The 23,576-nt window shown below is 38.3% G+C and carries 17 protein-coding genes and 1 pseudogene; 11 read left to right on the plus strand and 7 right to left on the minus strand.

The window, feature by feature from the left end:
- Nucleotides 1-78 precede the first annotated feature (78 nt).
- Complete coding sequence (lysS, locus tag AC1M9L_RS09200; RefSeq protein WP_481591937.1) at nucleotides 79-1,608, plus strand: lysine--tRNA ligase; 1,530 nt, start codon at nucleotides 79-81, stop codon at nucleotides 1,606-1,608.
- Nucleotides 1,609-1,909: 301 nt separating this feature from the next.
- The gene (locus AC1M9L_RS09205; RefSeq protein WP_481591938.1) at nucleotides 1,910-3,358 is read left to right on the plus strand and encodes a capsule assembly Wzi family protein; all 1,449 of its coding nucleotides are present in this window, start codon (nucleotides 1,910-1,912) and stop codon (nucleotides 3,356-3,358) included.
- Nucleotides 3,359-3,406: 48 nt separating this feature from the next.
- Here the strand turns inward: AC1M9L_RS09205 and AC1M9L_RS09210 are convergent, their stop codons facing one another.
- Both AC1M9L_RS09210 and AC1M9L_RS09215 read right to left on the minus strand, forming a co-directional pair.
- A complete protein-coding gene (locus AC1M9L_RS09210) occupies nucleotides 3,407-3,934 on the minus strand; it encodes a hypothetical protein (protein WP_481591939.1) in 528 nt (175 codons plus the stop codon).
- A 15-nt stretch (nucleotides 3,935-3,949) separates the two neighbouring features.
- Nucleotides 3,950-4,393, minus strand: coding sequence for a GNAT family N-acetyltransferase (locus AC1M9L_RS09215; RefSeq protein WP_481591940.1), 444 nt, complete (start codon nucleotides 4,391-4,393; stop codon nucleotides 3,950-3,952).
- A 141-nt stretch (nucleotides 4,394-4,534) separates the two neighbouring features.
- Between AC1M9L_RS09215 and cysD the strand changes: the two genes are divergently transcribed.
- The 4 genes from cysD to AC1M9L_RS09235 all read left to right on the plus strand — a co-directional run bounded on the left by cysD (nucleotide 4,535) and on the right by AC1M9L_RS09235 (nucleotide 9,027).
- A complete protein-coding gene (cysD, locus tag AC1M9L_RS09220) occupies nucleotides 4,535-5,449 on the plus strand; it encodes a sulfate adenylyltransferase subunit CysD (RefSeq protein ID WP_035266686.1) in 915 nt (304 codons plus the stop codon).
- Between the two features lie 125 nt (nucleotides 5,450-5,574).
- Complete coding sequence (gene cysN, locus AC1M9L_RS09225) at nucleotides 5,575-7,191, plus strand: sulfate adenylyltransferase subunit CysN (RefSeq protein ID WP_481591941.1); 1,617 nt, start codon at nucleotides 5,575-5,577, stop codon at nucleotides 7,189-7,191.
- Between the two features lie 590 nt (nucleotides 7,192-7,781).
- Nucleotides 7,782-8,030, plus strand: coding sequence for a DUF2798 domain-containing protein (locus AC1M9L_RS09230; protein WP_035266689.1), 249 nt, complete (start codon nucleotides 7,782-7,784; stop codon nucleotides 8,028-8,030).
- A 121-nt stretch (nucleotides 8,031-8,151) separates the two neighbouring features.
- Nucleotides 8,152-9,027, plus strand: a complete 876-nt coding sequence (locus tag AC1M9L_RS09235; protein ID WP_092766872.1) for an SDR family oxidoreductase — start codon at nucleotides 8,152-8,154, stop codon at nucleotides 9,025-9,027.
- Between the two features lie 56 nt (nucleotides 9,028-9,083).
- Here the strand turns inward: AC1M9L_RS09235 and AC1M9L_RS09240 are convergent, their stop codons facing one another.
- From AC1M9L_RS09240 to AC1M9L_RS09250, 3 genes are all read right to left on the minus strand, one after another.
- Complete coding sequence (locus AC1M9L_RS09240) at nucleotides 9,084-11,504, minus strand: glycerophosphodiester phosphodiesterase family protein (protein ID WP_481591942.1); 2,421 nt, start codon at nucleotides 11,502-11,504, stop codon at nucleotides 9,084-9,086.
- A gap of 264 nt (nucleotides 11,505-11,768) precedes the next feature.
- Nucleotides 11,769-14,228 (minus strand): glycerophosphodiester phosphodiesterase family protein, encoded by a 2,460-nt coding sequence (locus AC1M9L_RS09245; RefSeq protein ID WP_481591943.1) that lies wholly within the window; start codon nucleotides 14,226-14,228, stop codon nucleotides 11,769-11,771.
- A gap of 138 nt (nucleotides 14,229-14,366) precedes the next feature.
- Nucleotides 14,367-14,657, minus strand: a complete 291-nt coding sequence (locus AC1M9L_RS09250; RefSeq protein ID WP_481591944.1) for a hypothetical protein — start codon at nucleotides 14,655-14,657, stop codon at nucleotides 14,367-14,369.
- Between the two features lie 132 nt (nucleotides 14,658-14,789).
- On the opposite strand from AC1M9L_RS09250, the gene AC1M9L_RS09255 reads away from it, so the two are divergent.
- A complete protein-coding gene (locus AC1M9L_RS09255; protein ID WP_481591945.1) occupies nucleotides 14,790-15,782 on the plus strand; it encodes an NAD(P)H-quinone oxidoreductase in 993 nt (330 codons plus the stop codon).
- A gap of 82 nt (nucleotides 15,783-15,864) precedes the next feature.
- Here the strand turns inward: AC1M9L_RS09255 and AC1M9L_RS09260 are convergent, their stop codons facing one another.
- A complete protein-coding gene (locus tag AC1M9L_RS09260) occupies nucleotides 15,865-16,542 on the minus strand; it encodes a YetF domain-containing protein (RefSeq protein WP_481591946.1) in 678 nt (225 codons plus the stop codon).
- 309 nt (nucleotides 16,543-16,851) lie between these two features.
- Between AC1M9L_RS09260 and AC1M9L_RS09265 the strand changes: the two genes are divergently transcribed.
- The 4 genes and pseudogenes from AC1M9L_RS09265 (at nucleotide 16,852) to AC1M9L_RS09280 (ending at nucleotide 22,596) form a co-directional block, all read left to right on the plus strand.
- Entirely contained in the window at nucleotides 16,852-18,513 is a 1,662-nt protein-coding gene (locus AC1M9L_RS09265) for a sensor domain-containing diguanylate cyclase (protein WP_481591947.1), read from the plus strand.
- A gap of 57 nt (nucleotides 18,514-18,570) precedes the next feature.
- Nucleotides 18,571-19,608: a molecular chaperone DnaJ gene (locus AC1M9L_RS09270; protein WP_481591948.1), complete on the plus strand. Its 1,038-nt coding sequence runs from the start codon at nucleotides 18,571-18,573 to the stop codon at nucleotides 19,606-19,608.
- Between the two features lie 189 nt (nucleotides 19,609-19,797).
- Nucleotides 19,798-21,519 (plus strand): annotated as a pseudogene (locus AC1M9L_RS09275) (thiamine pyrophosphate-dependent enzyme).
- 357 nt (nucleotides 21,520-21,876) lie between these two features.
- Nucleotides 21,877-22,596, plus strand: coding sequence for a carbonic anhydrase (locus AC1M9L_RS09280; RefSeq protein ID WP_481591949.1), 720 nt, complete (start codon nucleotides 21,877-21,879; stop codon nucleotides 22,594-22,596).
- A 99-nt stretch (nucleotides 22,597-22,695) separates the two neighbouring features.
- Here AC1M9L_RS09280 and AC1M9L_RS09285 read toward each other — a convergent pair.
- A partial coding sequence (locus AC1M9L_RS09285) for a hypothetical protein (protein ID WP_481591950.1) occupies nucleotides 22,696-23,576 on the minus strand: 881 nt, incomplete at its 5' end.

Raw genomic sequence — 23,576 nt, forward strand, 5'->3', positions numbered from 1 at the left:
TATTTTTTCTAATGCTCAAGTACTTTGAATTCTGCTATGCTATGCAACTTCTTTTTTAAATAAAATTACGAGGCAGAGATGACGCAACAAAACGCTCAATCGACTTCTGAACAAGCCATTTCCGAAAACGATTTAATCGCACAGCGTCATGCCAAGTTAAAACAGATTCAAGATAAGGCTCAAGAGCAGGGTACGAGCCCTTGGCCAAACACGTTTAAGCGTGAACATTATGCACAAGACCTTCAGGATCAGTTTGCTGATAAATCAAAAGAAGAAATTGAAGGCAGTGAAAAAGTTTATGTCAAAGTTGCTGGTCGGGTGATGTTGAACCGCGGTTCGTTCATGGTGATCCAAGACATGACCGGCCGTATTCAGCTTTATGTTGCACGTAAAGAATTATCTGCAGAGACTTTAGACACCATTAAAGGTCTTGATCTAGGTGATATTATTGCCGTTGAAGGTTACATTGGACGTTCAGGCAAAGGTGATCTTTATGTGCATATTGAACATTTTGAACTCCTCACTAAATCACTCCGTCCTCTTCCAGATAAGTTCCACGGTCTAACAGATACAGAAGTTAAATACCGTAAACGTTATCTTGATCTGATCGTTAACGAAGAAACGCGTAAGACTTTTGAAATTCGAGCAAAAGTAGTTGCTGGTATTCGTAAATTCTTGACTGAAAAACGTTATATGGAAGTTGAAACGCCAATGATGCATGTGATTCCAGGTGGTGCTTCTGCGCGTCCATTTGAAACGCATCACAATGCCTTAGACATGCCATTATTCTTACGTATTGCACCAGAACTTTACTTAAAGCGTTTGGTTGTAGGTGGTTTTGAACGTGTGTTTGAGATTAACCGTAACTTCCGTAATGAAGGTGTGTCTACACGTCACAACCCAGAATTCACCATGATCGAATTCTACCAAGCTTATGCAGACTACAAAGACTTGATGGAACTGACAGAGCAAATGCTAGAAAAACTAGCAATTGATATCTTAGGTTCGACAGATGTACCTTATGGCGAAGAAGTGTATAGCTTCAAAGGTCCATTCAAGAAAATCTCAATGTTTGATGCAATTCTTGAACATAACCCACAATTTACACCTGAAAATGTAAATGATCGTGAGTTCTTAGCTGAGTTTGTTAAGAATGAACTTAAAGAGCAAGTGAAGCCAGGTTTTGGTCTAGGTAAGCTTCAAACGATTGTATTTGAGGAAACTGTTGAAACGAAACTTCGTCAACCGACCTTCATTACTGAATATCCTGCGGAAACCTCTCCATTGGCACGTCGTAACGATGACAACCCGCACATTACTGACCGTTTTGAATTCTTCATTGGTGGTCGTGAGCTTGCAAATGGCTTCTCAGAGTTAAATGACCCAATTGACCAGGCTGAGCGTTTCCAAGCACAGGTAGCTGAAAAAGATGCGGGTGATGATGAAGCAATGCACTATGATGCCGACTTCGTTGAGGCGCTTGAATATGGATTACCTCCTACAGCAGGTGAAGGGATTGGTATTGATCGTCTGGTAATGCTATTTGCCAATGCGCCAAGTATTCGCGATGTGATCTTATTCCCACATATGCGTCACAAAAATGCGTAATAGCGAAATTAAAAAAGCCCTTCTTTGAAGGGCTTTTTTAATTTTTCTTAACATAAAATTAAATTTAAATGTTTTTTAGTGTGAGTGCATTTTGAGGTTTTAATCACAAAATATTTAATTAAGGTGATAAAAAATATAGAAAATTATCATTAAGGCTAATCTGTTTAACCAGCTGTATGTTTATCAAAATATTTATACAATGTTATTAAATGTATCTAATTAAATGCTTAATGTAAAGTTAATGGATTTATAAATTAAAAATTCAAATAATCAATAAGATATAATCCTAAATTGATTTGTGATGAACCCGAATAGACTTATAAAAATCCTATCATCGAGCTTACTATTTTCTAGTCCACTGGTGTTTGCCAATGGTATTCTCCTCAACGATGAAAACCTGAGAGATGATTTAAATTGGCTGAATCAACAAGGTGTGATTCAAATAAGCACCTCGACATGGCCGCTAAGTGGTGATGAAGTCCAACGTGCCCTCTCCAATGCTAAAATTAACTCCATTGAACAACAAAAGGTTATTCAGGAAGTCGAAAGAGCGATTAAGCAGCAAAATGAAACATTAAAAGTTGATGCTTTCGCGGAGAGTGATCAAAAGAAAATCCCACAATCTTTTGCCGATCATCAAAAAGCACAATATGCGCTTGGTGCAGAGTTAAATCTTGGGGGGCAAAATTGGGATGCGAAGCTCAAAGTTAGAGGTGAAAAAGACCCTCAGATAGACAATGGGCAAGACGTTAACCTAGAAGGCTCATATCTTGCGGGTAAACTTTGGAATCAATGGCTCATTGCTGGTCAGATTCCAACCTACTGGGGACCTGGACACGATGGTAGTTTGATACGTGGAGATGCAAGTCGACCAGTATATGGTTTCACTCTACAGCGTGCTGAACAGTCTGCTTTTGATCATAAATGGCTCTCATGGATCGGGCCTTGGCAATACCAAGCTTTTGGCGGCCAGGTAGATGATTATAAAGCAGTTCCTGATGCTAAAATTATTGGTTTACGTTTGACCGCACAACCACTACCTTATTTAGAGTTCGGTGCATCACGCATTATTCAATGGGGTGGTGAAGGTCGCCCTGAGGATTTAGGAACTCTCTGGGATGCTTGGATTGGTAAAGATAATGTTTACGGGGATACTGTTAATCCATCTAACCAGATTGCTGGATTTGATGCGCGTTTGAATCTAAGCTATTTATTGAACCAGCCAATCGGCGTCTATGCTCAATACGTGGGGGAAGATGAAGCAGGTGGCTTACCTGCTAAGAAAATGTATCAGGCTGGGGTGGATTATTCTTCATCTTTAAAAAAAATGCCTTATCAGGTTTATGCTGAGTGGGTAGACACCACTACAAATGGGAAGGCCCAAGGAATATCTTATAATCACAGTGTTTATACAGATGGATATTATCAACATGGCTATCCTCTTGCACATGCGATTGGAGGAGATGGTGAGATGATTTCTTTGGGTGGAAATATTCGTTTTGATGCCATGAATAGACTTTCAGGTCGCGTATTATTTGCAAAAGTAAATCAATCAAATCGAGATACCAATGCTGCATTTTCTGAGGAAGATGATATCCAAGCATTAGATTTAACTTGGACGCATTTTGTGAAGCCGAATTTGCCATTAAAGATTAATGGTTGGATTGCAGATTCAGATCGTCATGGTAATGATGCAGGTGCTTCTGTTGGTATTGAAATACCTTTAGATGTCAAAAAACTGGGACGTTAATATTCTGAGATTAGCATTTGAAAAAGCCACCTAAAAAGGTGGCTTTTTTTATATGAGACTTGTTTGTATCCGAACTTTCATTTCTAAGCTAAGTTGCGCGATATAATCCTTCATCCATGGGTAATTCTGTCCCATTGGATTTACTTTAGTGGCTGTGTCTAAAAAACTAAGCTCAGGCTGACTGAATAATTGCTTTTCTAAGCAGTCTTTAAATTGCTCAGCGTTCGCATATAAATCTGTTTCAACTACAAAAAAGTGTTTTGGATAATTGTAAAAGGCGTAGCACAAATTAAAAGCTTTTTGATTGCCTTTTAAATGACCAATACTAATTTCACTTCTATGATCTTGATTGCTATGTGTAACGCCAATCAAGAACTTTAGTTTTTGATCAGTATGTTCAACAGCAAACTGTAAGCCAATTTGATCAGCAGTTAACTCGTGCTGAACAAAAATATTTAAAGCAGAACCATTTTCAGTAAACGGTTCTTGTAACACTAGAATTTGATGATGCTGATAAATATGACCAGCAATTTGAGCTCGCTCTAAATGTTGTTTAAGAGATTCAAGGCTAAGCATGGGAGATAAAAATAACTAATTTAGAGATTTTTTATATTGAATGAATCCTGTCTCGGTTGCAACACGATTATACAAAAGTCTAGCGTTATCATTGCTTTTATGGGTTAGCCAGTACACTCTATCATAATTATTTTTACATTCATCATAGCTAAATTCTATTAATTTCCTGGCTAAGCCCTGATTCCTGTAATTTGCATCAATAAACAAATCTTGGAGATAACAATAAGGGAGTGTAGTCCAAGTGCTTGCGTGAGAAATGAGATGTACAATTCCGACGACATTTTGATTTTTTATAATGGCATAGCCAAACATATCGGTTTGCGACGCATCAGATAATCGTTTGAAAGTCAGAGCCGCTTGTTGAGGATTCAATTCGGTCTTGTAGAATTCAAGGTAAGCTGACCAAAGGGCTAACCATTCTTGGTATTTTATATTAGAAAGGCCTGTAATTGTTATCATAATTAGATTGTCTCTTTGCTTATATTCTATTTGAGTATATTAATATAAAAAAACGAGATAAAGCTCCGTTGTCTAAATCACTATAATGAATATAAATTTTCAAAAGTGTCATAAGTACACATATTCTAGCTGGTGTTGTCCATGTCATTAAATGAGGAAAGACTTACTCATCTTAAACAGCTTGAAGCTGAGAGTATTCATATCATTCGCGAAGTTGCTGCAGAATTCGAAAATCCAGTCATGCTTTATTCGATTGGTAAGGACTCGGCAGTTATGCTGCATTTAGCGCTTAAAGCATTCTATCCTGCAAAACTCCCTTTTCCACTGTTACATGTAGATACAGGTTGGAAATTTAAGGACATGATTGCTTTCCGCGACAATATGGCTAAGCAACACGGTTTCGATCTTATCGTCCACCAAAATAAAGAAGGTAAGGATGCTGGGATTAACCCATTTGATCATGGTAGTTCGAAATATACTGATATCATGAAAACTCAGGGTTTAAAACAGGCATTAGATAAATACAAGTTCGATGCTGCATTTGGTGGTGCTCGCCGTGATGAAGAAAAATCACGTGCCAAAGAACGTGTGTATTCATTCCGTGATGATAAACATCGTTGGGATCCTAAAAACCAACGTCCAGAACTTTGGAATCTTTACAATGGTAAAGTGAATAAAGGCGAAAGTATCCGTGTGTTCCCATTGTCGAACTGGACTGAGCTTGATATTTGGCAATATATTTACTTAGAAAGTATTCCACTTGTTCCATTGTATTTAGCGGCAGAACGTCCTGTTGTTGAGCGTAGTGGTACATTAATTATGGTGGATGATGAGCGTATGCCTTTAAAAGAAGGTGAAGTTCCACAAATGAAATCGGTTCGTTTCCGTACTTTGGGGTGTTACCCATTGACAGGTGCGGTGGAGTCAACTGCTAACACCTTGCCAGAAATTATCCAAGAAATGTTGCTTGCAACGAGTTCTGAGCGCCAAGGTCGAATGATTGACCATGATGAAGCCGGCTCGATGGAAAAGAAAAAGCAAGAAGGTTACTTCTAGAATCTCTCTTGCGCAGCAGCGTTGCTCCTCTCTTTGTAAAAGAGAGGAGTCATCCTCCTTTTTCAAAGGGGGAACGAGGGGGATTCAAATACACCGATTTCAACATATTTGTGGAGCTATGAGCCATGTCTCATCAATCAGATTTGATTAGCCAAGATATCTTGGGTTATTTAAAACAACACGAAAATAAAGACTTATTACGCTTTTTGACTTGCGGTAACGTAGATGATGGTAAATCAACTTTAATTGGTCGTTTACTTTACGATTCAAAATTGATTTATGAAGATCAATTGCAAGCAGTGACACGTGATTCTAAAAAAGTCGGTACAACAGGTGATGCACCTGACTTAGCGTTACTTGTAGATGGTTTACAAGCAGAGCGTGAACAAGGTATTACGATTGATGTAGCTTACCGTTATTTCTCTACAGAAAAACGTAAGTTCATTATTGCCGACACTCCGGGGCATGAACAATACACACGTAACATGGCTACAGGTGCGTCTACGTGTGATCTTGCGATCATTTTAATTGATGCGCGTTACGGTGTTCAGACGCAAACACGTCGTCATACGTATATTGCAAGCTTACTTGGTATTAAGAACATTATTGTTGCGATCAACAAAATGGACTTGGTTGAATTCTCTGAAACTCGTTTCAATGAAATTCAAACAGAATACGCAGGCTTTGTTGCACAACTTGGCGATCGTAAACCATCTAACATCATCTTTACGCCGATTTCTGCGTTAAATGGTGATAACGTTGTAAACAAATCACCAAATACACCTTGGTACACAGGCGAAACTTTGATGGGTACGCTTGAATCTGTAGAGATTAATCGTACTTCAGCTAAAGCTGACTTCCGCTTCCCTGTACAGTATGTGAACCGTCCTAACCTCGATTTCCGTGGTTTCTGCGGTACGATCGCCCTAGGTGATATCAACGTTGGAGATACGATTACTGCGTTGCCATCAGGTAAATCATCTACAGTTAAAGAAATCGTTACTTTTGATGGTAACTTAGAACGTGCAGTTGCCGGTCAAGCAGTGACATTAACGTTAAACGACGAGATTGATATTTCTCGTGGTAACGTACTTGTACGTGCAGACCAAGAAGTACCGGCAATTTCTCGTTCTGTTCAAGCGACTGTTGTATGGATGGCTGACCAACCGCTTGCGATTGGTAAGTTATATAACGTGAAGATTGGTACGCAAACTGTTCCTGCTAAGGTAACAGCAATTAACTTCCGTACAAACGTAAATACGCTTGAAAAAGTTCAAGTTGAAAACTTAGAGCTGAATGCGATTGCGAATGTAACGATTGAATTTGATGCACCAGTAGTATTTGACCGTTATCAAGATAGCCGTTACACAGGTTCATTTATCTTTATTGACCGCTTGAGCAACGTTACAGTTGGTGCAGGTATGGTTGAAGAGGCAGTTGAGTGGACTGCACATAATGAGCCTGTAACATCAGAAGCACGTGCGGCGCGATTGGGTCAAAAACCTGCTGCGGTAACTGTATCAAATGCTGCAATTGTGAATGCACAAGTATTAGAAAGCTTATTGATCCAACAAGGTGTTGTCGCGATAGCTAAAGCTGGTTTAACTGCTGAGCAAGTTGCATTATTACGTGAAACTGGAGTGGTGGTCATTACTGATACTGCAACAGGTACGGATGCAAGTTTTGAAGTAGAAGCTGCTGAAGAATTGGCTGAGAAGATTGTGGAATTGGTTCGTCTTTAAGATTGACTGATTTAAAAAAGCCCGCCTGATGGCGGGTTTTTTTATTTAAAATTCAATAACGACCACACTAGCCCTAATGAGCTAAGATAGAATGAACATTAACGATAAATTCGAGATATGATGAAAATAGTAGCGTATTTGCTTTTGATGCTCTTAACAGCATGTGTTAATGCTCCGATACAACAAAAACACCCTAGTAAAGCTTGTTTAGAATACCAACAAATGATGACAGCGCCTATGCCTAGAGAAGCTATGCAAAAACTGCAAAAAAAATGCTTCGAATCTAAAGAATTGAGATTAACGGTAAAATTGGACTAAAAACTTAAAACATTTTCGTAGAGTAGAAAAGCTAAAAAATAAAATCATCGTTTAAAGTTAAATATTTTTTTATTGCTCATGAGTCTTGATTAAGATGGAAACTAATCCATTCTATTTAATATACATTTACTAAGAAAAATTATTAAATCATGCCTCAAGGTTCAAAATTTTAACGATATTGGATTAGTTTTGTGTGCTTGAAACTTGAAAAATATAGGAATAGTGATTGCATTGGTGCTAAATTAAATGAGATGAAATGATTAGGCGCTACAATGAATAAAGCACTCCCAAAATTTCACCCCAAACATCTCAATTGGCTGATGCCGTTAATTTTGTCATGTTTGATGAGTGGTTCAATTTCTTTAATTAATATTGTAATGAATCGTGGATTTTTTGATGGGATCTGGGCGGTCTGGATAAAGACGTGGGCAATGTCTTGGTTAATCGCATTTCCATTGATCTTAATATTTTTACCTGTGGTAAGAAAAATCTTAATGCGTTTTGTAAAAACGATACCATAGCCCTTGAATGAAAGGTTTGATTAGCATTTAAAACAACAATTATAAAATTCTATGATCTTGCAACTGTTAAAAAATCGGGATAATTTTGCAAGTCGATAAAAATTACAACCTAAGGATTGGCATGACATATAACTCAGTATTCAAGGAAAACTTATTTCAGAATCAGGTCATCATTGTGACAGGAGGTGGTTCTGGTATTGGACGTTGTACAGCTCATGAGCTTGCATCATTGGATGCACAAGTGATTATTACAGGGCGTACCCAAGAAAAACTCGATAAAGTTGTTGCTGAAATCATGGAAGATGGTGGTAGAGCCTATGGCATCGCTTGTGATAATCGTGATGAAGCACAAGTGAAAGCCATGATTAGCGAAGTAACTAAAAAATTCGGACGAATTGATGGCTTGGTGAATAATGCAGGCGGACAATTTCCAGCGCATTTAGAAAAAATCTCAGCCAATGGATTTGATGCTGTCATTCGAAACAATCTACACGCTACATTCTATCTTATGCGCGAAGCTTACAATCAGTGGATGAATAAGCATGGTGGAAGTATTGTCAACATGACTGCTGATATGTGGGGAGGTATGCCGAATATGGGACATTCAGGGGCAGCCCGTGCAGGGGTTGATAATCTGACCAAGACAGCTGCTGTCGAATGGGGCAAATCTGGAGTTCGTGTGAATGCCGTAGCACCTGGATGGATTTTGTCATCAGGTATGGATACATATACTGGTGAAATGGCTGAAAAAGTGATTCCAAGTATGGCGGAGAAAGTTCCTTTGCAACGCATGGGAACGGAAGCTGAGGTGTCGTCAGCGATCGTCTATTTATTGTCTGAAGCGTCTAAATTTATATCGGGTGTCACGATACGGATTGATGGCGCAGCTTCTCAAGGCACACGTATATTTCCATTAAGTCCGGCTGAGAATAATCAAGCCTATGATGGATTTCACCGTTCTTTTTTACCCGAAGTGATTCAAAATTTAAAAAAATAAGAAATGCCCAATTGAAGCTTTAAACTTAACAATTGGGCATGTAAATTTAAAGTTTCTTACTGAATCGTGACTGTCACGGGTTTACCGTACAGGGTGTAGCTATAATTCGGAGCAATCGTGTATTGATAGCTCGGCATGACATAGGCTTTGCCTTTTTCACTAAACGTAATCGACTGACCATTTTTACTATATTTGGCAGAACCAGGCAGAACAATCATTGAATTAAAGTTTTGTGCTGAAGCCTTACCTATTTGAGTAACTTTTTCTCCACTAAAAACAACAGTCTGTCCCACTTTCGCAGTAATTTGACCTGGAGTATTGATCTTGACGACTAAATCAGAAGATTCATGAGCATAATCGGTGGTTAAGCCATGTGTTCCTTGTACATACATACGATTAAAATCATCTTTATTGGTGCGGAAAGTCCAAGGCCAGAAAGTTACGCCACGTAAACTCGCCATCGACATTAACTCTTTGCTTAATCCTGCAAAAGACGGGTTAAATGTAGATGAATATTTTTGAGTCGCGTCTAATATTCGACGTGTGTTTACAATATTGCTTTGTGCGTTCGGCGTACTCGTTAAGAAGCCTGTAGAAACACCCGGTAAGGTATTTTTCATCTGTAAGATTTGATCACCATTAAAACTGATGACAATCGATTGATCATAGGCATTGTGCTTATCTAAAAGTTCTTTAATCTTCGCTACAATTTCAGGCTTAGCACTTTTAATTTCGATGAAATTGGTCACATGGGGATATTTTTTGACTGCAGCCAAAACCTCATCCATGGTTGGAACTGGGCGACCATTGGGAATCGTTCGTAACTGACGAATTTCAGCTAAGGTAAGATCTTCAGTATTTCTATTATCACCTGTGGTACGAGTTAATGTTCCATCATGCATCAGGAAAACATGACCATCTTTCGATAGATAAACATCATATTCAACTGCGTCAGCACCCACCTCAATAGCTTTAATTGTTCCTTCTAAAGTATTTTCATCCTCTAAAGCTGGAATGCCACGGTGGCCTGTGATCAGGGGTTTTCTTAACAGGGTATTCGGTGCCATCTGCTTCATAATGTTTTGGAAAACATCTGGCTGTTTTGTATAGATCCCATTAATCCCAGTGCTTAAAATATCAGCTGCTTTGAATGCATCAATGCCATCTTTTTGATCTGGATGAAGTGTGCTTGCCCAAGGTGTAATCAATAAGCGTTGTAGATGAGATACGACTTCTGATTGCACTAAGTGCGGCGGTAAAATGACAATTTTTGATAAAGAAGAATTGGTATTATGCGCAATTTTTACAATATCTGATTTACTATTGGTTAAACCAGATTGTTTTGAATAGTCGAGTGCTGTACGCAATACAGGGATTTCAACACGAGCTTTACGTAAGAGTTCAGGCTGATCCGACACCAAGGTGATATCAGCGAGATCATAGTTTTCTGTCAACGTTTTCAAATTTCGGATTGTTTTTTCTGAATTGATCGTTAATAGCGGAATATGACGTCGTGTTGAATCATTTAAATAATCTTTTAAATGAGTAATTTTCTTTTGATCTTGGTTAAGAAGATTGAGTTGCTCATCCAGTTGATAGGCAACATGAGTTGCTAATGGAGCTGAGTTCAGTGTAGTTGCGCCAGCAGGCTGAGCGAGTGCTGGTGCCATGGAGACTGGCAATTGCTGATCGATTAGATCTGTAACTCGATTAGACTCTGGTAGGGCTTCAAGTTGCTCAGTCACTTTAATTGAATCTACACGCATCAAAGCGCCAGCTGTAGAAATGCCAATGCCACCCTGATTTAAATTGTAAGGTAGCGTGCTATCGAGTACGAGTTCATCATTAATATAATGGCGTACGCGTTGGCCATGTACAATGACTGTTGCTTTGTAGGTTTTATTTAACTCAAAATTCTCTTTATATGCAGATTTCTGTAAAACATTCCATGTGTTGTTAGGTTGACGCATAGAAAGTTCAAGACCACTTGCAGCGGTTGCATCAACCCGAAATGCGAATTGATAGTATGGAGTAAAAGCTGGATCAGCATATTGATCAGCGGCACGATAGATGATGCTACCCCAACGCCCGCCATTGTTATTTTCTAAGAACGCAAAATCCATATCAATACGATAATTACGATGTTGCTGTAGTTCGTTTGGCAACATGATGGTCGTCATTTGTGTATCGTGCGCCGTACCATTGATGAATAGTGCTCCATCTTTAACTTCAATATTCCCTGGATTGCTACGAAGTTGAGTCCAATCGTTTGGAATAGCAGTTAAAGCATTGAAATTTTCTTCAAAAAGTATTTCGGGTACAGGTACTTCAATGTCTGGTGTTTCAGGTTCTGGAGATGGATTAGGATTTTCTGTTTGATCTGGATTTGATACAGCATTTTTTTGATCATCATCGGAGCAAGCCGTTAAGCTTAATGTTAATAATATTGCTGACGTCAGTGTTGTAAATTTCATCATTAAAAAGTACTCGAAAAGTATGTCCCTAAGCGAGACACAATCTAAGTACATAAAATGACAATTCTATGGATTTGTCATAAAGTAAAAAAAATATTACATATTAAATATTTATGAAATTCATCAGTTTTAAATACTGTCGTGTTTAAGCGGTGAACATCATTAAAAGTCCAGTTGAAATCTTATGAAAAGATGAGGGAAAATGCGATTTTCGAAAAAAACCAACTCAGCGAACTGAATTGGTCTCCAAATATCAATGTGATGTGCTTATTGAATGGTCACAGTCACGGGTTTTGCATAGATGGTATAGGTGAAATTGGGTGCTATGGTGTATTGGTAGCTTGGCATGACATAGGCTGTACCACGTTCACTGAAACTCACAGATTGACCATTTAGACTATATTTTGCAGAGCCTGGTAGTACGAGCATCGTATTGAAGCTTTGGTAACTAGATTGACCCAGTTGCGTTAATTTTTGCCCAGCGATTTGTAAAGGTTGACCAACAGTTGCTGTTATTTGTCGTGGAGTTTTAATTTTGACCACAAAATTAGATGCATCTTGCGCATAATCTGTGGTCAACCCATGTGTACCTTGAATGTACATACGATAGAAATCATTTTTTATTAAACGGAACGTCCAAGGCCAGAAGGTCACCCCACGTAAACTTGCCAGATACATGACGTCCTGATTCAAACCACTATAATTCGGATTGAATGTTGAAGAAAATTGTCGTGTTGTTTCCAAAATTCTTCGAATGTTTAGAAAAGTAGTTTGTTCCTTTGGTGGATATACCAATAAACCCGTTGATACACCTTTTAGAGTGTTCTTCATTTCAAGAATTTGTTGCCCATCAAAACTTATGACAATGGCTTGACCATATGCATCATATTTATCAAGTAAATCTTTAATTTTTAAAATTATTTCGGGTTTTGCACTCTTAATCTCGATAAAATTGGTGACATGTGGGTACTTTTTAACTACTGCAGCCAATACTTCATCCATCGTCGGTATGGCAAGTCGCTGCCCGGTCGTTTTTAGTTTACGAACTTCTTCGAGCGTCATGTTCTCAATATTTTTTGCGATACCCGTTGTGCGCAAAACCGATTTATCATGCATTAAAACGACATGGTCATCTTTTGTCAGATATACATCATATTCCACGGCATCAGCACCAACTTCTATCGCCTTAAGAATACCTTCAAGCGTATTTTCATCAACTTGAGACGGGATTCCTCGATGACCTGTAATAAGCGGTTTACGAAGTAGGGTGTTGGGCGCCATTGAGCGCATGATGGAATGAAATAATTCAGGCTGATGTGTATAAATGCCATTTACTCCTGTTGTTAATATCTCAGCAGCTTGATAGGCATCAAGCTTAGGACTGGTCTGTCCAGAAATATTGTGGGTAAAACCTGCCCAAGGTGTGATCAATAAACGTTGCAAGTGTGCAACTACATGAGACTGAACCAAATGGGCTGGTAAAATCACAATTTTAGAAAGTGATGTATTGGTTGCCTGTGCAATTTTCACAACACTATTTTGATCTGAAATCAAATTGCCCTTTTCAGACCAGTCCAATGCTGTACGGATTTCTGGAATCTCCACACGCGCTTTTCTTAATAGATATGGATCATCAGAGACTAGCGTGACATCACTAAAATCATAATCTGAAGACAAAGATCTTAATTCAGCCAGTGTGTTTTCAGAGTCGATATGCAGAAGAGGAAGTGTTCTTTTGGTTTGATCAGAAAGAAGACTTCTGAGATGCATCGAGGTCTTATTGTCGAAATCTTTTAAAAATAATTGTTCATCAAGTTGGTACGCAATATAAGTGGCGGTATGAACGTTATCATTTGTTGATGAGTCGGCTGGTTGTGCTAAAGCGGGCGCCATTGCAACTGGATATTTGTGATCAATGACATCTGTGATCCGATCTTGAGTAGGGAGAGCATCAAGTTGTTCAATCACCCGTATTGTGTTGACCTTCATCAGCAATCCTGCTGCTGAAAGTCCAATGGCACCTTGGTTTAGGTTGGTGGGTAATTCACCATCAAAAACCAATTGATCATTCAAGTAATGACGAACACGTTGATCATGAACAACGACTGTAGCCTTATAAGGTGTATTTAAAGCAATGTTTGATTCGAATTTGGATGTATTGATGACATTCCATGTGTTATTTGAGCGTCTAAGTGCGAGTTCTAGACCATTATAAGCAGATGCATCTGCACGAATAGCAAACTGGTAGTATGGTGTATATTCAGGTTGAGCAAACACATCTGAAGCTCTATAAATAATACTTCCCCAACGAGTACCGTTATTACGCTCAAGGTATTCAAATTCTAACTCAATTTTATAGTTGCGAAGCTTTTGAAAATCCGAACTTAACATGATCGTGGTGGGTTTGATTAAGTCTTTGCGACCATCAATCAGTAAGGCACCTTCTTTAAATTGAATGCTACCTGGATTTGAAGGCAGGATATTCCAATCAGAAGGTATTGAATAAATTTCAGTAAAATCCAGATTTAAATATGTTTTTGGTTGTGGAACATTGATCGGTGTTTCAGGTTCGAGATCCGGTGGTAGAGATGGTTCTGGATCTTCAGGCTGAATTGGTATGGTTGGCTCAGGAGTATTTGGTAAGGTTGATTTAGCTTGATCTTCCCCAGAGCATCCTGCTAAACCGAGCATGAGCGATAGTGTGACAACTAGAGTCTGCTTTTTCATTTTAAAATTCTCGAGTGTACGATCCATGACGACCTTAAAATCTACGAAATTAAGGTTACAATTCCTTTGTAAATCAGAAAAATACGAAGCTTTGTTTGTATTATTAAGTTATTTTAATATTCGTGTCTGAGGCAAGGTTCAATATAAAAGAGTTAAAACTTGCCATCCACCAATAATGACACGAATGATCCCCAAAGCGACGAACAATATCATTTCAAAAAAACAGAAAAATAAAAAAGTCCAACCTGCTGCACCATCCACTTTGCTCGCATCGTATTCAATGTATAGCAATAACAACACCAGCCCAATTTGGAAGTAGATCATCGCAATTACTGCTGAATCCCATGGAAAACTTAACAAAAAAGTCCAACAGATGATGACCAAGGCAGCAAAACTGCATGGCAAAATAAATTGCAGCAAGTAACGCATATTATTTTCCCCCACAAAATAATGATTCGTTTTCATCCTTATACATAAGTAATACAGGACTTTATCAATGCGATCAACTATGATGAAATTGATTGAAATGAATGAAAAGTATTGTAAATAAAGGATTTGATTATGGCACAAAGCATGCAACACGTGATCATTACTGAACCAGGCGGCGTTGAGAAGTTGGCTTATGAAACGGTTGATATTCCGCAACCTAAAGACAATGAAGTCTTGGTGAAAGTACATGCTTTCGGCATTAACCGTCCTGATATTTTACAGCGCCAAGGTTTATATCCAATGCCTAAAGGGGTCACACCTGTACCTGGGTTAGAGGTATCAGGGGAAGTCGTTGCAGTAGGGGCTGAGGTAAACGCCTATCAGGTGGGGGATCAAGTGTGTGGACTCACCAATGGTGGTGGTTATGCCGAATACTGTGTGGTGCCTGAATCTCAGCTGATTAATATTCCTGCAGGGGTGAGTCATATTCAAGCTGCTGCAATTCCAGAAACATTTTTTACCGTTTGGGCGAATATTTTTCAACTGGGCAAAGCTAAAGCGGGGGAAACGGCTTTAATTCATGGCGGAACCAGTGGGATTGGAACAACGGCATTGATGTTGTGTAACGCATTTGGCTTAAAAACTTTTGCGACTGTTGGCTCAGATGAGAAAGTAAAAGCAATTCAAGATTTGACGCATGCAATTAATTATAAAACGGAAGACTTTGAACAGGTCATTCAGCAAGCGACTGAAGAAAATGGCGTAGATATTGTCTTAGATATGGTTGGAGCGCCTTATTTAGCTCAAAACTTGAATATACTACGTCGTGATGGACGTTTGGTTTATATCGCATTTCTTGGAGGAGCTAAAGCCGACGGCGTAAAATTAGGTCAAATCATGATGAAGCGTTTAACCATTACTGGCTCAACCATGCGTGCACGTACCACAGCAGAAAAAGCCAAAATCGCTCAAGATTTAAAGACACATGTTGTGCCGTTATGGGCAAAAGGTGAATGTCTACCGATGATCTATAAAACTTTTAATTTTGATGAGATTCAAGCGGCTCATTTGGCAATGGATGTAGGTGATCACATTGGTAAAATTGTGGTGAAAGTGTTGGATTAATCTTAACCACATGTGTTCGATTCAGTCAGTGCTGAGGATGAATAATCTACTTCGTCTCAACAGACTTAAGATTATTCATCTGCTAACCAATTCTTAGACTGTTGATTGCTTGTGTCCAATCTTGGCAAGAACAGCGCGGACAATCTTGAAGTGGTTGCTGAAGTTCAGTACAGAATCCACAATGTGTACACGCATATATTACGCTAGGTTTTACCTTGTATATTGATTGAGCTTGAGCTGGAAAAATTGGTAAGCCATATTTAACTTGCTCATCAGGATAAAACAAAATACTGAAATTCCCATCGGACTCTAATAGACCGACTCGAATTTGACCTAAATGCTCAACAGATTGACGACGCATTTCCGAAAAGAACTCATCATGCGACATATTGCCTTGTTTGAATGCTTCAAGGACGAGCATGCCATCTTTCACGATGTAGCAGGATTTACCTTCAACCAAGTCTTCGAAAGGCTGATATTTCATCATTAACCACGTTGTGGTGCGGTAAAGCAAGATGATCACACTCATGACGACTACGGCTTGAATTAAGGGTAAATCCTCCGTAAACATTGGATCTCCAGCAATCGATCCAAGACAAAGAATAATGGCAACTTCAAAGATGGAGAGTTGTCTAACCCCTCGCTTGCCAGTCAAACGAAGAAAAAGAATGATGAGTAAATACATCACCACACATCGGATTAAAATTTCGAAAACAAATACCCATGTGGTGTCGTAAAAAAATATAGAAGCAAAATCCATTTGTTCCTCAATTTTCTAGGTGATTCTACTTAAGCTATCAAGCGCCAAAAAAAAGAAATACAGAATTATTGTCGAATTATTATGACTTTATGTAGATGTGGTGCGTGACTTGAATATTAAATCATGTTGTTTAAAAGATAGGGAGTGGAATTACAGTTGTTAATGTTAATCAGGATTTTGAATATATGAGATAAGGTTGGCATTTTTTATTCATTACAATGATCCGAAATGTTTGTTATGTATTTGTAATATTCTGTTATATTCTTATGGTTGCATGTTTCGGTGTTTAACCAAGAGTTAAGGTGTATTTTGGATTCATTCCGTAATCGCGTTCTGTTCATATTTGCTGGATTAACCATTATCCTTGGGATATGCGTATCGCTGTATATTGGAAATATCGCATCTCAGCACTTGGCTAAAGCCAGTGGACAGACCCTACATGTCGCAGCAAAAAATATCAGTAATGCCTTGGCAGCTTCTCTTGCCGAACGCGAGCGCGAAATGGTGCTGCTCAGCCAATCTCCATTCTTTTCAGAAGCAAGTCTAGATGATCCACGTGTTCGTATACGCTTGGAACAAGTCAAAAATGCGTATGTCTATTATGCTTGGATGGGGGTAACAGATTTAAACGGTGATGTTCAAATTGCTGCGGATGGTATTCTTGAAGGTGAAAACGTTTCTTCACGGCCATGGTTTAAGGCAGGTTTACAGGGTACATACTTAGGTGATGTGCATGAAGCTGTGTTATTGGCAAAAAAAATTCAAGCTTTAAATCCTCATGAGCCGATGCGTTTTATTGATTTCGCAACACCAATCTATGATCCAAATACTCAAAAATTAAAAGGAGTGTTAGCTGCACATGCAGATTGGGAGTGGGCACGTCATATTCTCAATAAAGCATTATCTCAAACAGCATCTCAGCGTGGCATAGAAGTCTTTATCTTAAACAAACAGGGTGAACTGCTGTATCCATTTAAAAGTATTGGACGAGTCAAGCCACCTCAACTTAAAGTCAACGATGCACTTTATTATATTGATGATTGGAATGAAGGGCAGGATTTCTTAACCGCAAATATTGCGGTGGAGTCCGAGACTAAAAGTGATATTGGTTGGCATGTGGTAATTCGTCAACCTTTGGCGATTGCTTTGGCAGATATGCGTGATTTGCAGTTCAAAATCTTCCTGATTGGTTTATTCGTCTCGCTGTTTATCTTTTATGTGATTTATCAACTTGCCAATAAATTGAGCAGACCCATTGAGGCTTTAGCTAAATCGGCTTATGCGGTCGAACAGGGAGACGTGCATACGGCATTTCATAGTCAAAGCAGCATCCGTGAAATCCAAGGATTATCACATTCTCTACAAAGCATGACGCAAACCTTATTGGAACAGAAACAACAATTGCTTGAGGCAAACCAATCTCTAGAGCGTAAGGTTCAAGAGCGCACTCGAGCACTTGAATTGGCTAATCTTGAGTTGATTCGATTGTCACGACATGACGCATTAACAGGTTTACACAATCGCCGTGCTTTAAACGAACAACTTGAATACTTATTTGGTCAACATAAAAGAAATCAAATTGGCTATGCAGCACTTATATTGGATGTCGATTATTTTAAGCAAGTCAACGATCAATATGGTCATGATCAAGGGGATCAAGTGTTACAACAAGTAGCAAAAATCCTTGATCAAGCAACGCGTGAAACCGATTTTGTGGCACGTTATGGTGGTGAAGAATTTGTAATTTTATTGCCTGCAACACATCTGATGGGTGCGCAAGTTTTGGCAGAGAAAATTCGTACATTGGTGGAACAAGCTGTTATTTTGGCAGAGAAAACTTTGACCGTCAGTATTGGTGTCAGTGTGACTGATCTCAACGATGCTGATGCTTATGCCATTCTTAAACGAGCAGATCGACATCTTTATCAAGCAAAAGCCAATGGTCGAAATCAAACTGTGATCGATGCTTAAATAAAGCATACACATTTTGTTAAACTCAGTATTCTCTCATTGGACTAAACACCTGACGTGACTTCATTCGAAATTCAATCCAGTTCTTCTGCACAACTTGTTCAAGATCATAAGCTACGGGTTTTGATTAATCAGATTGAGCAGCAAAAATTACAATTATCCGCATGGCAACACGCCCAAGAAGAAATTCGTACCTACACGCAGAAGAAACTTATTCCTGTCTATCGTGATGTTTATCAAGTGCTGTTTCAGCAATTACAAAGTCTATGGAATAGCCTAAGTCAAATTGATTTAAATAAGTCGTCTCAAAAGGTTGTGGAAGAGAAGTGTTTTAACTTGACCCAAATGTTGAGCAAATCAAATATGCTCAATGAAACTCAACTTGAGACAGTTGAAAAATTACATATTTATTTCGAACAGGTGTTTGCTCAACCACGAAATAAGCAAGATAAAAAGAACAACTTCGAATCTAGTCAAGCACCAGATGCTCATGGTGAACAAAATGATTCAACGATTGATGACGATTCATTGTGGGACAAAGCGCAGTATCAACAAGCAAGGCAGCAAGCCAAACTTAAACGGCAGCAAGATAAACAAGCCGAAGCAGAAAAGTTAGTGAATCAATCCCTGAAAACAGTATATCTCAAAACAGCATCTATCATTCATCCAGACCGTGAACCGGATGAATCCAAGAAGGCTGCAAAGACGGCATTATTACAACGTGTTAATGAAGCTTATGAACAAGAGGATTTATTCACGCTATTGAAGTTACAACTTGAAGGCGAGCAACTTCAAGTCGGTATACAGAAAGCTATTCATCAAGATCAATTGAAGTACTATCAACAAGTATTGCAAGCACAGAGTTTAACTTTAGAAAAGCAAATCCAGATATTGATTAATAGCTTAGTGTGTTCAAACAAGGCAAAAATTGAAGTACAAAAAACTAAAGGTGCTTTAAATATTGAAAAGCTCTATTTACAGATTGATCAAGATGTTTCATCGTTAAAACAACAACTCAAATTGGAAAAGCAGCGTTTAATGGAAATGTCAAAAGCTTCCGAGTTAGCATTTTTGATTGAACATTCACTTCTTTGAATCTAAAACATACGAGCTATAAATAGCTGTTAATGACATCTACTCATTCCGTATTTCTCAATGGTTGATTGTCCTATTATTAAAAAAATTAATATTATAATTTATATAAAATGTGTATTTTGTCGCATTTATTTGATGTATTGACCATAATATAACGATAATGCTCTTAAAACTAAAACTAGGAATAACATGAAAAGTAAAAAAGTCTCAGACATTATGATTGAAGTGTTGGAACAAGTCGGCGTAAAGCACTGTTACGGCATCGTTGGAGATACGCTTAATCACTTTACCGATTCTTTATCGCGTAGTTCTATTCAATGGATCAATGTTCGCCATGAAGAAGTCGGTGCATTTGCAGCAGGTGCAGATTCATTGATGAGTGGCAATTTAACAGTATGTGCTGGCTCATGTGGTCCTGGAAGCTTGCATTTTATTAATGGTCTGTACGAATCACACCGTAATGGTGCGCCTGTGGTTTTGATCGCAAGCCAACTTTCAACCGAACAAGCAGGCTATTTAGATTTTCCCCAATATGTCGACTTTAAAGAAATTTATAAAAGTTGTTCTGTATATTGCGAGGAGATCAAAGCAGCCAGTCAAGTCAGACATGTGATGACATTAGCCTGTCAGGCAGCACTGAATAAACGTGGCGTAGCGGTGGTCATTATGCCAACCAATATCAGCAGTCAATATATTCAGGAAACATTGGATTTCAAGGTACATCATCCGCAGCCTGAAACTACGCCTAATCCTGCTGAAATTGATCAGATTAAAAACTTCATCAATGCTCATCAAAAAGTCACGATTTATGCGGGTATTGGAGCTCAGCATGCTCACGATGAAGTGGTTGAACTTTCGAAAAAATTAAATGCACCAGTTGTGCATACCTCACGTGCAAAACATTTTATTGAATATGATAATCCTCATAATATGGGGATGAATGGTATGTATGGTAATAAAGCAGCCTTACATGCGATTAATCATAGTGAGGTATTGTTACTGCTCGGAACAGACTTTGCGTGGCCACAGTTTTATCCAAAACACGCGAAGATTATTCAAATCGATGTCGATGCTACTCATTTAGGTCGTCGCTATCCTATAGATTTTGGTGCTGTTGGACATATTGCACCAACGCTGCGTGCATTAATCCCTTTAGTTGAAAACAAGCAGAACCAACACTTTATTCAAGAGTGCTTAGATTTAAAGAAAGTTGCAGATGCAGCTCGTTTGAAAGAAGAGCGTATAGGTAAAGATGGTTTGATCCACCCGCAATATGTGGTGGCGCTTCTCAACAAATATGCAGATGATGATGCATTTTTCACTGGAGATGCAGGCTCATCGAAACTATGGATGCTTCGTCACATCGATACCAATGGTAAGCGTAAATTGCTATGTAGTTTACTGCACGGTACGATGGCAAACTCGATGCCTCAAGCACTCGGGATTAAAAAAGCCTTTCCTGAACGTCAGGTGATTGCGCTATGTGGTGATGGTGGTCTGAGTATGCTGTTGGGTGATCTCATGACCATCGTACAGGAAAAGTTGCCGATCAAAATTGTTGTCTTTAATAACCATTAGCTCAATTTTGTAGAGCTTGAACAAAAAGTTGATGGCTTACTGGATAATTTTACCAAGTTAGCAAACCCAGATTTTGGCAAAGTGGCTGAAGCGATCGGGATTTATGGCATGACTCAAAAAGATGGTCATGGTTTGGAAGCAGCTATTCAGAAATTTTTAGCTCATGATGGTCCTGCACTAATCGATATTCATACCAACCCTGTAGAGTTGGTGATGCCACCAGAACCAAAATTTGAGCAAGTGAAGGCGACTTCATTGTATGCGATGAAGGCGGTTTTAGCTGGTCGAGGAGATGAGGTAAAAGATCTAATCGTGAATAATTTTATAAAATAAAATCGTTCGTCTCTTTAATCATTTTTTATGACAGTTTCTTCAAGCACTCATGGGATATTTATATCTGCTAGGCTTGAAGAAGCTTTTTTATACCGTTAAGTAAAGTTTTAATAAAAAATACAGTAAATTTACAATAAAAAATATCTTAAAAAATAAGCATTAACTCTTCATAAAATCATTTTGATCAATATCGTCATTGTTCCAACTGCTCATAGTTTCTATAACTGTTTTCCATTTTTGATTCAGTCATGATCAAGATGTGGAGATCATTTGATCTATGAGAATATCAAATAGATCAAAATAATAATGGTAAAAATCACATAAATTAATGAACGGTTCGCGTATTAAGGTTTAATAATGAGAAGTTTTTTTCAAGTATTTTCACTTTCTATTCTTTCTTCAAGTGTATGGGCAGGTGCAGATTGGGATTATCACCACCCTGAACAATGGAACACACTGAGTCCCAATTTTGCAGCCTGTTCTGGTCATAATCAGTCACCAATTAACATTGAGCGTTCTGTAAAAGCGGATTTGAAACCATTGCAGTTTAGCTATCAAACTTTGATTCAACGTATTCATAACAATGGACACACGGTACAAGTCGACTTTAAGGAAGGCGGGGAGTTGATGCTGGATGGTGATCGTTTTCAACTCAAGCAGTTTCATTTGCATACCCCAAGTGAAAATAAAATCCATGGCAAACAATATCCGCTAGAAATCCATTTTGTACATGCCAATGCCAAAGGAGAGCTGGCTGTCGTGGGGATGATGTATGCACAAGGTGCAGAGAATCCGCAATTGGCAAGAATATGGAATTCTTTACCGAAGCAAAAAGGGCAAACAGTTGAGTTAAAACAGCCCCAGTCTGTTAATCATTTATTGCCAAAGAATTTAGACTATTATCGTTTTAGTGGGTCGCTCACCACACCTCCATGTTCCGAGGGTGTTCGCTGGCTAATTCTAAAAGAGATTCAAACAGCCTCAGCCAAGCAGATTGAGGACTTTGCAGAATTACTGGGACATCCCAATAATCGTCCTATTCAGCCGTTGAATGGCCGTGTGGTGGTGGAGAATTGATAAAAAGGGAGTGGAGGAAATATTGATAGAGCATAGAGTTCTCTAATAATTTTCTCCTCTCCCTATGGGATTATAAGCAATGCTTTGCAAGGGGGAGGATTATTTAATAGGTGATGTATAACGTCTTAAAACATAACCTTCTACAATTTCTCCGTTAATTTCAACACGAACTTTAAGCCAAGATTTATGTAAATTTGATTCTTCAACCCTTTGAATTAAAGTAAACGAAGAAATATGTTCTAAAATCGGTGACTTCAAGTTTGATGAAGTATGTAAGGCTAATGGCTTAGAAGTAATACGATACGAGGTAAGTAAGCTTTTATCAAAGTGAGTATGTGTCTTGATATGATTTTTAACTTCTTTTTTTGACTTTGCTGAATGATGTTCTTGGGCTAAAGGCTGAAGATAAAATTCATAGATATAGTTTGTGATTAGTCCTAGAAAAATAGGTAGGATTACAGAAACTAAAAGAATAATCGTAAAATTATTTAAAGTAGCACGATTATTTTTTGATATAGGAATAATAGTTGTATCATTGAATGATACTTCCTCTTCAATTAGATCAAAATAGCGATTTTTTTCTGCAAATTGTTCAATATATGCATCGGATAAACTCCCTACTATTGAACTTAAATTTGAATGTGATCCTATTAGTGTAGCTAATTGATATTGTGTATTTTGTTCTTTCCAAAAATTAATAATATCTATTTCAGTTTTATGTAATAAGTTTTTTAAGCTAGAAAATTCTTGAGTATTAAGTAAGTCTTTAATAGGTGTAGATAAGGCTATTGATCTAGCAGCAACTTGAGCTATTGCTGAATTTTCGTAAAGCTCAGAAGCCTGAGCCATTGCTGAAATTTCATAAACCTTAGAAGCTAGAGTTATTGCCGAATTTTCGTAAAGCTCAGAAGCCTGAGCCATTGCTGAAATTTCATAAACCTTAGAAGCTAGAGTTATTGCTGAATTTTCGTAAAGCTCAG

Source organism: Acinetobacter sp. ANC_7511 (assembly GCF_056779975.1).